Origin of the sequence: Pseudoalteromonas sp. NEC-BIFX-2020_015 (genome assembly GCF_012952265.1) — a bacterium.
GTDB classification, from domain to species: Bacteria; Pseudomonadota; Gammaproteobacteria; order Enterobacterales; family Alteromonadaceae; genus Pseudoalteromonas; species Pseudoalteromonas neustonica.
In genome coordinates this window covers 57,354-67,975 of record NZ_JABCJL010000029.1, presented here as the reverse complement: position 1 = coordinate 67,975, position 10,622 = coordinate 57,354, and the positions used below count along the sequence as shown (strand labels likewise).

Here is a 10,622-nt window from a genome sequence, read left to right as displayed (position 1 = left end):
TTATACTCTTCAATTGGGTATGTTTCACCAGCTCAATATGAAGCAAACTACTATGACAATTTAAACGAGTCAGGTAAAGTGGCTTGACTTAAACAAACTGGTCTCCGATGAACTCGGGGCGATTCACCTTTTACAACTGTTCTGGCTTTACAACACCCTAAATAAGCATCCCAAGCTTGCTGAGAAAGTGGACTGTATGTATTGATTACTCGTTCTAAATGAGCGTAATGTGGCTGCATAATAGTATCGTTTGACGTTAAGATTAGTGATGAAAATACCACATCAGCATGAATCAAATAAGCTTAGTATTTTGTTAGTTGTGCAATCAAACGCTCAAATGCGCGGTAATTAAGAGCCTCTTTTAACTCAGCTAAACTAATCTCATCAGCTCCATTTAAATCACTGATTGTTCTAGCAACTTTAATTACACGGTGATAAGAGCGTGGTGATAACGCCAACTTCTCACTGGCTTTAGCTAAAAACTGCAACTCAGCCGTACCAAGCACGCAATGTATGCCCATTTCCTTATTATTAAGCCGTGCATTGACTTTACCTTGACGTTTTAACTGACGATTATACGCCGCCTCAACCCGCGATCGCACCACAGCACTGCTTTCTTCTTCTTCGGTACTTTGCAATTGCGCGCTGTTCAAACGCGGTAATTCTATTTGTAAATCAATACGATCGATAAACGGCCCAGATACTCGAGATAAGTAACGCATAACCTGATCCGGTGTTGCTCGCTTATCATTATGACACCCTGTTGGGCTTGGATTTAACGCTGCAATAAGTTGAAACTGCGCAGGAAACTCCATTTGCCTAGCGGCTCTTGAAATAGTTACCGTGCCGGTTTCCATAGGCTCACGCAGTGAATCAAGCACTTTACGTTCAAATTCTGGTAACTCATCAAGAAATAAAACACCGTTATGAGCCAATGAAATTTCGCCCGGCTTGGGATTTGAAGATCCTCCCACTAACGCCACTGCTGAACAAGTATGATGCGGACTGCGAAATGGCCTTTTACGCCAATTAGTTAAATCAATCGATTGCCCTATAATTGAATAAAGCGCGGCGCTAGAGAGCGCTTCGTCATCCGACATCGCAGGCATAATGGTTGGCATACGTTGAGCAAGCATTGATTTACCGGTTCCTGGCGGGCCTAAAAATAGTAAGTTATGACCACCGGCGGCAGCTATTTCTAATACTCTTTTAGCCCCAGGCTGACCCTTTACATCACTTAAATCATGAATAAAATTAGCGGTATGAACTCGCTCTGCGTATTCAATATTCAATGGTAAAGGTTGCTGATTGAGTAAATCGCTCCATACTTCTTGAATTGATGAAACGGCTTTGCGCTCAACACCATGTACTAAACTGGCTAAACTGTCGTTAACATAAGGCAGGAAGCAACAGCGCCCTTGCTCTTTCGCTGCAAGCACCGATGGTAAAATAGCGTTAACCCCACGCACCTCTCCATTTAAGGCAAGCTCACCATAGAATTCATAACGCTCAAGATCATTACAAACCACCTGCCCTGATGCGACTAAAATACCCATGGCGATAGCTAAATCAAAACGTCCTCCATCTTTTGGAAGGTCGGCAGGTGCGAGGTTTACTGTTATACGTTGATCTGGAAAACCAAACTGAGAGTTTTCAAGGGCACTGCGCACCCTATCTTTAGCCTCTTTTACCGACGTCTCTGGTAAACCAACGATATGAAAAGCAGGTAGACCGTTCCCCAAATGAACTTCAACCATCACTTCAGGTGCTTGAATCCCCACTTGAGCACGAGAATATATACGAGCTAATGACATTTCCTTTGTCCCTGTAATATTGTTTTATTACAGTCTAGTCAGGATATTTAAAAATATGTAGTGTCAATTGCCACTTCATTGCTGCTAAACGTAATATTAGCGTTGTTAACATCGCAAGCACCATGGCCATTTCGGTCATGATTCCAAACGCGATACCTTGGGTATAGACGATTCCACCAGCAATACAGGTAATAGCATATAGCTCACCTTTTAATAACATAGGTATATTGTCCGCCAGTACATCCCGGATCACGCCACCAAAACACCCTGTTATCATCCCCATGATAATCGCCGTTGTTGCGGGCATGCCGGCCAAGAGCGCTTTTTGTGCTCCCATAACCGCAAAAAAGGCTAAACCAAATGCATCAGCCACTTGTAGATGATAATAAGGTATGGATTTTTGCTTGTTAATAAAGCGCGTTGTTATAAAAATCGATGCAAAAATAGCGACAAAATAACTTTGATCGTGTAGCCAAAAAACAGGCACATCCAAAATCAAATCACGTAACGTTCCTCCACCCACCGCTGTCACCGTCGCCAGTACAACGACACCAAAGCCGTCCATTTTTTTATCGTAGGCAATTAAGGTGCCTGACACAGCAAATACTGCCACGCCGATTAAATCAAACCAATGGTAAAGTTCAGTCATATACTCAAAACACCTCAAGATGCGAATTTAGATACCCAAACGTGCTAAACGACGCTGTTTTAGCACAATATACCCAAACCACCTCAAGATGCGAGCGTCGTTGGAATTAAAAGCGATTTAGGCAAGGCATTGATTCCAAGTAATAGTGGTTCTATAGTTAAAATCAATCCATTATAAAAGTAACGCAGTATAAATCGCTTTTAAACCAACCCGTTGGGCGTTTCACAGAGACTTACTCTCATCGTTGTTCCTTCTTAAAAGGGACGGCCATTCCTACAAAGTAACGCCTTGATATTAAGCCTCTGTGAAACGCTGAATTCTGCATCTTAAGGTGGCTTGGGTATAAACTCTAAGTTTTAAGTTAACTTTAAATTAATCTACATTTAAACTAACTCAATAAGCGCTGCGATGTTTGTAGTTGCCTATAACGGACTATCAATGTAATGCCACGAAGTAACATAAAGCAGGTCATCGAAAACCATAACCCATGGTTTTGCCATTGCTGAGATAGCAAAAAAACACCAAAAAAACCGAATAGCGCTGAAAAAACCATCGTGTTACGCATGTCTTTTGCGCGAGTTAACCCAACAAAAATACCATCAAACAGAAAACAACTCATTGCTGCTAGCGGTAAAATTATTAGCCAAGGCAAATATTTTTGGGCTTCACTAATCACTTGCGGAACATCCGTTAATAACGTGATTATCTGCCCGCCGAACAATGCAAAAAACACGCTATAACATAGGGCAAACAACATTCCCCAAAAAACACTTATACGCACCCATAAATTAATACGCCTAACACTATTTTGCCCTTTCGCCTGGCCTATTTTTGCTTCACTTGCGTAAGCGATACCATCTAGTGCAAAACTAACTAACATTAAAAAGTTCATTAATACTGCGTTTGCCGCAAGCGTCACATCACCAATGCGAGCACCATAAAAAGTCATAAAACTAAAACACAACTGCAAAATCAGCGAGCGAATAAAAATATCACGATTAAGACTTAATAATGCCCACATTTTTTTACGACTAAACCAGCCACCAACAAATAAAGGCACTGACATTTTATTTGCTAATCGTATGACTAAAAATAATGCAAACACTAAGGCAATATAATCAGCAATCACCGAAGCCCATGCAGCGCCAGCAACTTCCCAATCTAAAAACACGACAAAATATATATCTAATACGATGTTGGTAATATTAGTGACAAGCAGCAAATAGAACGGCCCTTTACCATAATGAATACCAAGCATCCACGCTAATAGCACTAAGTTACACAACGCTGCTGGTGCGCTAAAAATACGAATATAAAAGTAACTATAAGCTTGTACTAACACCTCCTCACTGGAACCAGACAGGTAAGCTATTACATTTTTCATTAATGGGGATAAGGCAATTAAAATAAAGGCAACAATAAGCGCCAGTACTAAACTACGTTTTAGTAACCCAGCTAATTGAGCATAGTCCTTTTTACCATAAGCTTGTGCCACAAGGCCTGTGGTACTCATTCTTAAAAAGCCTGCTAGCCAAAAAAGCAACGAAATAATCGTGGCTCCTAGTGCTATACCAGCAAGATAATGCGCACTACCTAGATGGCCAATTACTGCTGTATCAACAATTCCTAACAATGGCACGGTTATATTTGATAATATCATCGGACCTGCTAACAACAGCAAGCTTTTATGGTGTGCCTTATGACGTTTAAGAAATTTTTTCACAGTGTACTATCGGTCCTATTTTGTCTGTCTTTGCCTGCGCAAAGTGCAGTTATTTTGCAGTATCACCATGTCAGTGAAACTCTGCCAGCGGTTACAAGTGTCAGTGCTGATACTTTTACCGAACATCTCACTTACCTGCAAGAGCATGATTTTAAAGTGCTCCCACTCAATGAACTATTAACTCGCTTGCAACAAGGCGAAAGTTTACCAGATAAAACCGTCGCAATTACGTTTGATGATGGATACAAGAATAACTATGAGCAAGCAGCGCCCATATTAGAGAGGTTTAATTACCCGTATACTATTTTTGTAAACCCTAAACTGATTGATGAAGGTAAAGGCTATGTGATGGGTTGGCCCCAATTGAGAGAGCTCGCAAAAAAAGGAGCCCTTATTGCTAATCACAGTGCTCAACATGACTACTTACATCGTAAATTAGCTGAAGAGACAACAGAGCAATGGCAAGCCCGGATCAAGCAAGATATTTTGTCGTCACAACAGCGCATTAAAGAAGAAATAGGACATGACTATAAATACTTAGCCTATCCTTACGGTGAGTTTAATAATCAGCTGCAAGACTTAGTAACTGAGTTGGGCTTTATTGGTATTGGCCAACACTCAGGAGCTATACACACAGACTCTGACTTTAGCCGCTTACCTCGCTTTCCTGCATCAGGGTTTTATAGCACGCTCGATACTTTAATTACTAAAATGAATGCGCGTGCATTCCCTATTAAAAAGCTAATTTATACTGATAGTGTAACAACTGAGGATCTTCCCCAGATCAGTATCCAATTTAATATGGGGGATTTCCATAAAAGCCAACTAGCATGTTATGTATCTAGTGTTGGACAAGCAAAGCTAAAATGGACATCTAAAGATACAGTGCAAGTACAAACACCAAAAGCATTAGGTAAAGGTCGCTCTCGCTTTAATTGTACTGCGCCATCTATTAAGCATGCAGGTAGTTATTACTGGTTTTCACAACCTTGGGTAATCGTTAAATAACCTATTTTTTGCAAATTATTTTTTAACAGCATGACGCAATAAATTACTCGCGATTTTATCCAAGGAAACCACATCTATAGCGGCATTTAGCTCAATTGCCGCTTTTGGCATTCCCCATACTACTGATGACAGCTCATCTTGCGCCATAGTGTAAGCCCCCAACTCTCTTAGAGACAATAAACCTTTAGCGCCATCACTTCCCATTCCCGTTAATAGTGCTGCTACTGTATGCGTTGGACATACCTTTGCCATCGAATTAAATAACACATCAACAGAGGGGCGATGACGATTTATCGGGTCACTTGCATCAAGCTGGCAATACAAACTGCCATTTTGTAACTTAATACTTAAATGCTGATCCCCTGGTGCGATATAAGCCCAGCCTGGCGCTAGTTTGTCACCATGACATGCTTCTTTTACATTTATTGCGCAGGTTTTGTCCATTCGTAGTGCAAATGACTTACTAAAAACTGGCGGTATATGCTGAGTGATCATAAGCGGCGGACAATTCACTGGCATATTTATTAATACTTCTTTAATTGCCTCAGTTCCCCCTGTTGATGCTCCGATCGCTAACACTTTGGTATTGATAAAATGTTGTTTAGCAGAAGTATCAATTGCAACATTAGCTGGGAGCTTAAAGCTGCGTATCCTAGCACCTGCAGCAGTGCGTACTTTTTGCTGTACTAGCTGCGCATATTGAGCAAATTGTTCAGATACATTAATTTTTGGCTTAGCAACAAAATCAACAGCCCCTAACTCTAATGCTTCAAGCGTAATGGGTGAGCCTTTTTGAGTTAAAGTAGAAATCATTACAACCGGCATTGGTCTTAGTCGCATTAGATTTTTTAAAAAACTAATGCCGTCCATTCTTGGCATCTCAATATCTAATGTAAGTACATCAGGATTGAGCTGTTTGATCATGTCCCGGGCTTGATAAGGGTCTTCAGCACAGCCAACCACTTTAATATCATCAGCTTGATTTAAAACTTGGGTTAAGATTTGCCTTATCAGCGGGGAGTCATCTATCACGAGTACATTAATCATTTAATCCCCTTAGAATAATTCAATATCAGTTTTTAATTCTTGTTTTTCAATATTATGAAGATAGTTCACTTCACGTTTTTCGATATTCTCATTTTGCACACTACGCAGCTTTTTCACATGAGCTTTACCCGTCTGCGGGTGAAACACCACTTTACGAGGCCATGGACCCCCTACATCCTGAGAAACTAACCTCAATCCCTCTTCTTGAACGTATGCCTGTGCAAAACTTATATTACCAAGACCGATATCCGTCATTGTCCGAATAATCTGCCCGCCACCAAAGAGCTTTATTTTTAAATTCGCGCGCGATGCACCATTTTTAAGCACTTCATTAATTAAAAATTCCATTGCCCAATTTCCATAACGGCAATTTAGGCTGTGAGCATTTGTAAGCTCCTGTCCTTTTTCAATAGGCAGCATAAAGTGATTCATGCCCCCAACACCTACTTGCTCATCATAAACACACGCAGCAATACATGATCCGAGCACAGTCGTAATTAACTCATCATTTTTTGATACATAAAACTCACCGGGCAAAACCTTTGCAACAACATTTTTATGCCCACTATCCCAAAACCGTCTTACATGATCGAAGCCTTTTAGTACTGGTGAAAAATGCTTATCCATAATTAAACCTTCTGATACATTGTCTTCCCTAAATTCTTAAACTCTTGATGTGCCTTACTCATTGTTTCAGAGTGACCCAACATTAGATGTCCATCCATAGCTAAAACTTGGTGATAACGCTCAAAAAGCTGCTCTTTCGTTTCTTTATCAAAATAGATCACCACATTACGACAAAAAATCACATCAAATGGGCCTTTAAGCGGCCACTCTTGCAGTAAATTCAAACGTTTAAAAGAAATCATCTGTTGCAGTTCAGGTTTTACTTTAAATTGCTCACCATCTTTACTTCTTAAAAACCAGCGCTTTAACTGACTAGGCTCAAGCCCATTAACATTTGCTGCGGTATAAGTACCAGACTGCGCTTTCGCCAAAACGTTGGAGTCTAAATCGGTTGCTAGAATTTTTACATCCCAATCACGTGGGAATACACCACTCAATACCATAGCTAAAGAATAAGGTTCTTCACCCGTAGAGCAGCCCGCAGACCAAATACGTACTCGCCGCGTATCTTTATTGGCTATTAATAGCTTTGGAAAAATCTGTGTTTGTAGATAGTCAAAATGGTGCTGCTCGCGAAAAAATGCCGTCAAATTTGTGGTTATCGCATTAATGAAATCACTAAACTCTTGATTATGGTGAGCTTCTAAATACTCTAAGTACTGTTTGAAATTGGAGAGCTGCAATGATCTTACTCGCCGCGCTAAACGTGAATAAACCATTTCCCGCTTATGCTCACCCAATACAATGCCGCAAGAGTTATATACTTTTTCTGATACTTTCTTAAAATCATCGTCGGTAAACAAAAACTCTTTCATCACAATCACTCGCAATTATAACAGTCGGAAATAACGGCTATTAAGGGTTTAGTAATTAGCTGCTCAGGATTCTAAGCATTGGCGTGCGCTAATCGCGCTGTACAATAAATCAAATACTTATGTGATATAAAATGTACAGCGCACCTTTTCTAAATCCATATAGAAAATATTCTTTATTGTTTATTAATAAACTTTAAAATTCTTCCCACTCATCAGAAGGCTCAGAGAAATCATTCCCTCTTGGTTCGCTGCGAATATAACGACTATGTGTAACGGGTGTTTCAGTACTTCTTACGTGTGGGGCCGTCGCTTTAGGCTTTTCTATGTTGGGAACTACTGCCTCTTCTTGGCCTAATGAGAAGAACCGTAATAGCTTACGCATATCATTCGCTTGCTCTGCCATCGACTCACCAGCAGCAGACGCTTGTTCAACCAAGGCCGCATTTTGCTGTGTCATTTCATCCATTTCAGAAATTGCTTTATTAACTTGCTCAATGCCTGAGCTTTGCTCTTCAGATGCTTCTGCAATATCCGAAATCATGCCTGTGACACGTTGCACACAGGTAACTATTTCTTGCAACGTTGCACCTGACTCATTGACCAATTGCGTGCCATCTTCGACCTTATCAACACTATCTCTAATTAACTCTTTAATCTCTTTTGCAGCCCCTGCAGAGCGCTGAGCTAAGTTTCGTACCTCTCCTGCGACAACAGCAAAGCCTCTACCTTGCTCTCCTGCTCTTGCGGCCTCAACAGCGGCGTTAAGCGCTAATAGGTTAGTTTGAAAAGCAATTTCATCAATCACACTTATAATATCAGCAATTTTTTTACTGGATTCATTGATCGCTGACATACTGGTTACAGCTCGATTAACGACCTCTCCTCCAAGTTGTGCTTTGTCTCGTGTTTCTGACGCCAGTTCATTGGCTACTTTAGCGTTATCTGCATTTTGACGAACTGTACTTGTCATTTCTTCCATACTTGATGCTGTTTCTTCTAATGCTGATGCTTGCTCCTCCGTACGCTGGCTTAAATCTGCATTGCCTTGCGATATCTCTTCCGCACCACTGGCAACCATAGTCGCGGATGAATTTATTCGGTGGATAACTTCTGTTAATTTATCTGCGGTTGCATTAGCATCACGTTTAAGCTTATCAAATGAACCTTGATAATCTTGTTCAATACGTTTTGATAAATCGCCATTAGCCATCGCTGATAGCATTTCCCCTGTACCGGACACTGCATCATCTACAATCCCAACCAAACTGTTTAATCCTTTGGCTAAGCGTAGGAAAAATCCATTTTTATCTGCTTCTTTTATCCTAATATCTAAATCACCACTTCCAGCGACACTAATTAGATCATTAATTTCTTTTTCTATGGCAACTTCTTGTGTACGGTCAACCCACTCAACGACAGTGCCTATACGCTCACTATCAGGTGTAATAATAGGGTTAGCAACTAGGCCAAAAGTTCGCCCGCCAACCAGTATTTCAGCACTATACGTTTTATTTAATTTGCTTAATATATTACGCTGATGGACTGGGTTCTTATGAAATACATCAATGTTTTGCCCTAATAACTTACTACTATCAAAAGTAGGTAGGTCTTTGCGTAAATCTTTCTCTGCCGTACGCATCATACTAACAACCGCATCATTCATATAAATGATGTTATTATCTGCATCCGCAATCATAGTATTAGTAGCAACGCGATCTAACGCTCGGCGCACACGTAAATTCTCTTGTGATTCACGTTTTTCTTGCTCAGCTTTATTTTCACTATCTGTTATATCTTGCCACTCAACAATCGTCCCTAACCGCTGCCCATCACTACCAAGCCAAGGCGTAGCGATGAGACTAAAAATAAGTTCCGCTAAACGTAAAGTGGCTTTATGTGGCTCGTTAAGTTCTGACAATACTTTGCGCTGATGCGATGGCTGCTTATGAAAATCATCTACACAGGTACCTATAAGATCCGCCACTGAAAATGATGGCAAAACGGTTTTTAGCTTAGCCTCACGCGCCTGCAGCATTTGTTTTACTTTCTCATTTACAAAAACAATCTTTAAATCGTTATCTGCAATCATCACATTTGCTTGGCATACTTTTAAGGCATTAGCTAAATCTGCAGTCGAGCGCGCTTTTTCAGATACTGCTTTTTGGGCACTAATATCACTAGCATATTTAATGACTTTATATGGTTTTCCGTTAGGATCAAAAATAGGATTGTAAGACGCTTGTATCCAGATCTTTCTACCATCTTTTGCTATACGCAAGTACTCACCTGAGTCAAATTCTCCATCTCCTAATTTTCGCCAAAACTGGTTATATTCAGTACTTTTAGCATATTCCTGCTCAACAAATAAACGGTGATGCTTGCCTCTAATTTCATCCAGACTATAACCAAGTGTGTTTAAAAAATTATCATTGGCCGTAATAATGGTGCCATCAAGGTTAAATTCGATCACTGCTTGGGATTTATTAATTGCTTCTATTTGACTGGCCACATCAGCTGCAAGGCGTTTTTGCTGTGTAATGTCTGTGGCAAACTTAACAACTTTTAATACTTTTCCTTGCGCGTCTATGACAGGGTTGTACGTCGCTTGTATCCAAATTTCTTTACCATGATTACCTGTGCGCTTGAATTCATCGCGGATAAACTCACCACTTTTAAGTCGCTGCCAAAACTCTTGATATTGCGCGCTGTCGACCTCTGTAGGATCAACAAACATGGCATGATGTTGACACTGAATTTCCTCAAGCTGGTAACCCATTACATTTAGAAAATTGTCATTGGCAGTAATAATTTGCCCCTCGGGCTCAAATTCAATGACCGCTAAAGACTTATTTAATGCAGCAACGACTAGGTCATTACTTGATTCTGACTGTTTTGAATTACTAAACCACCACATGCCAATCACCTTTTTATTTATCTGT

Annotated in this window: 8 protein-coding genes; 1 reads left to right on the top strand and 7 read right to left on the bottom strand. The window is 40.4% G+C overall.

Features of this window, described 5'->3' with window-relative positions; all coding sequences use genetic code 11:
- Positions 1–302: 302 nt before the first annotated feature.
- The 3 genes from HH219_RS18200 to dinF all read right to left on the bottom strand — a co-directional run bounded on the left by HH219_RS18200 (position 303) and on the right by dinF (position 4,186).
- Positions 303–1,814 carry a YifB family Mg chelatase-like AAA ATPase gene (locus HH219_RS18200; protein WP_169328261.1) on the bottom strand — a complete coding sequence of 504 codons (1,512 nt, stop codon included), beginning with the start codon at positions 1,812–1,814 and terminating at the stop codon, positions 303–305.
- Positions 1,815–1,848: 34 nt separating this feature from the next.
- Positions 1,849–2,463, bottom strand: a complete 615-nt coding sequence (locus HH219_RS18195) for a trimeric intracellular cation channel family protein (protein WP_054206108.1) — start codon at positions 2,461–2,463, stop codon at positions 1,849–1,851.
- A 388-nt stretch (positions 2,464–2,851) separates the two neighbouring features.
- The gene (gene dinF / locus HH219_RS18190) at positions 2,852–4,186 is read right to left on the bottom strand and encodes an MATE family efflux transporter DinF (RefSeq protein WP_169328260.1); all 1,335 of its coding nucleotides are present in this window, start codon (positions 4,184–4,186) and stop codon (positions 2,852–2,854) included.
- Here dinF and HH219_RS18185 point away from each other — a divergent pair.
- Positions 4,163–5,194 carry a polysaccharide deacetylase family protein gene (locus HH219_RS18185; protein ID WP_054206107.1) on the top strand — a complete coding sequence of 344 codons (1,032 nt, stop codon included), beginning with the start codon at positions 4,163–4,165 and terminating at the stop codon, positions 5,192–5,194. The genes dinF and HH219_RS18185 overlap by 24 nt on opposite strands.
- Before the next feature lie 15 nt (positions 5,195–5,209).
- Here HH219_RS18185 and HH219_RS18180 read toward each other — a convergent pair whose 3' ends face one another.
- The 4 genes from HH219_RS18180 to HH219_RS18165 all read right to left on the bottom strand — a co-directional run bounded on the left by HH219_RS18180 (position 5,210) and on the right by HH219_RS18165 (position 10,597).
- Complete coding sequence (locus HH219_RS18180; RefSeq protein ID WP_054206106.1) at positions 5,210–6,241, bottom strand: chemotaxis response regulator protein-glutamate methylesterase; 1,032 nt, start codon at positions 6,239–6,241, stop codon at positions 5,210–5,212.
- Between the two features lie 9 nt (positions 6,242–6,250).
- Positions 6,251–6,868, bottom strand: coding sequence for a chemoreceptor glutamine deamidase CheD (cheD, locus tag HH219_RS18175; protein ID WP_054206105.1), 618 nt, complete (start codon positions 6,866–6,868; stop codon positions 6,251–6,253).
- A gap of 2 nt (positions 6,869–6,870) precedes the next feature.
- The gene (locus HH219_RS18170; protein WP_054206104.1) at positions 6,871–7,683 is read right to left on the bottom strand and encodes a protein-glutamate O-methyltransferase CheR; all 813 of its coding nucleotides are present in this window, start codon (positions 7,681–7,683) and stop codon (positions 6,871–6,873) included.
- 193 nt (positions 7,684–7,876) lie between these two features.
- Positions 7,877–10,597: a methyl-accepting chemotaxis protein gene (locus HH219_RS18165; RefSeq protein ID WP_169328259.1), complete on the bottom strand. Its 2,721-nt coding sequence runs from the start codon at positions 10,595–10,597 to the stop codon at positions 7,877–7,879.
- Positions 10,598–10,622 lie beyond the last annotated feature (25 nt).

Excerpts from the sequence above, each read along its gene's own strand:
- cheD (WP_054206105.1), bottom strand. The coding sequence starts at position 6,868 with ATGGATAAGCATTTTTCACCAGTACTAAAAGGCTTCGATCATGTAAGA.
- HH219_RS18180 (WP_054206106.1), bottom strand. The coding sequence starts at position 6,241 with ATGATTAATGTACTCGTGATAGATGACTCCCCGCTGATAAGGCAAATC.
- HH219_RS18170 (WP_054206104.1), bottom strand. The coding sequence starts at position 7,683 with ATGAAAGAGTTTTTGTTTACCGACGATGATTTTAAGAAAGTATCAGAA.
- HH219_RS18165 (WP_169328259.1), bottom strand. The coding sequence starts at position 10,597 with ATGTGGTGGTTTAGTAATTCAAAACAGTCAGAATCAAGTAATGACCTA.
- HH219_RS18185 (WP_054206107.1), top strand. The coding sequence starts at position 4,163 with ATGACGTTTAAGAAATTTTTTCACAGTGTACTATCGGTCCTATTTTGT.
- HH219_RS18195 (WP_054206108.1), bottom strand. The coding sequence starts at position 2,463 with ATGACTGAACTTTACCATTGGTTTGATTTAATCGGCGTGGCAGTATTT.
- HH219_RS18200 (WP_169328261.1), bottom strand. The coding sequence starts at position 1,814 with ATGTCATTAGCTCGTATATATTCTCGTGCTCAAGTGGGGATTCAAGCA.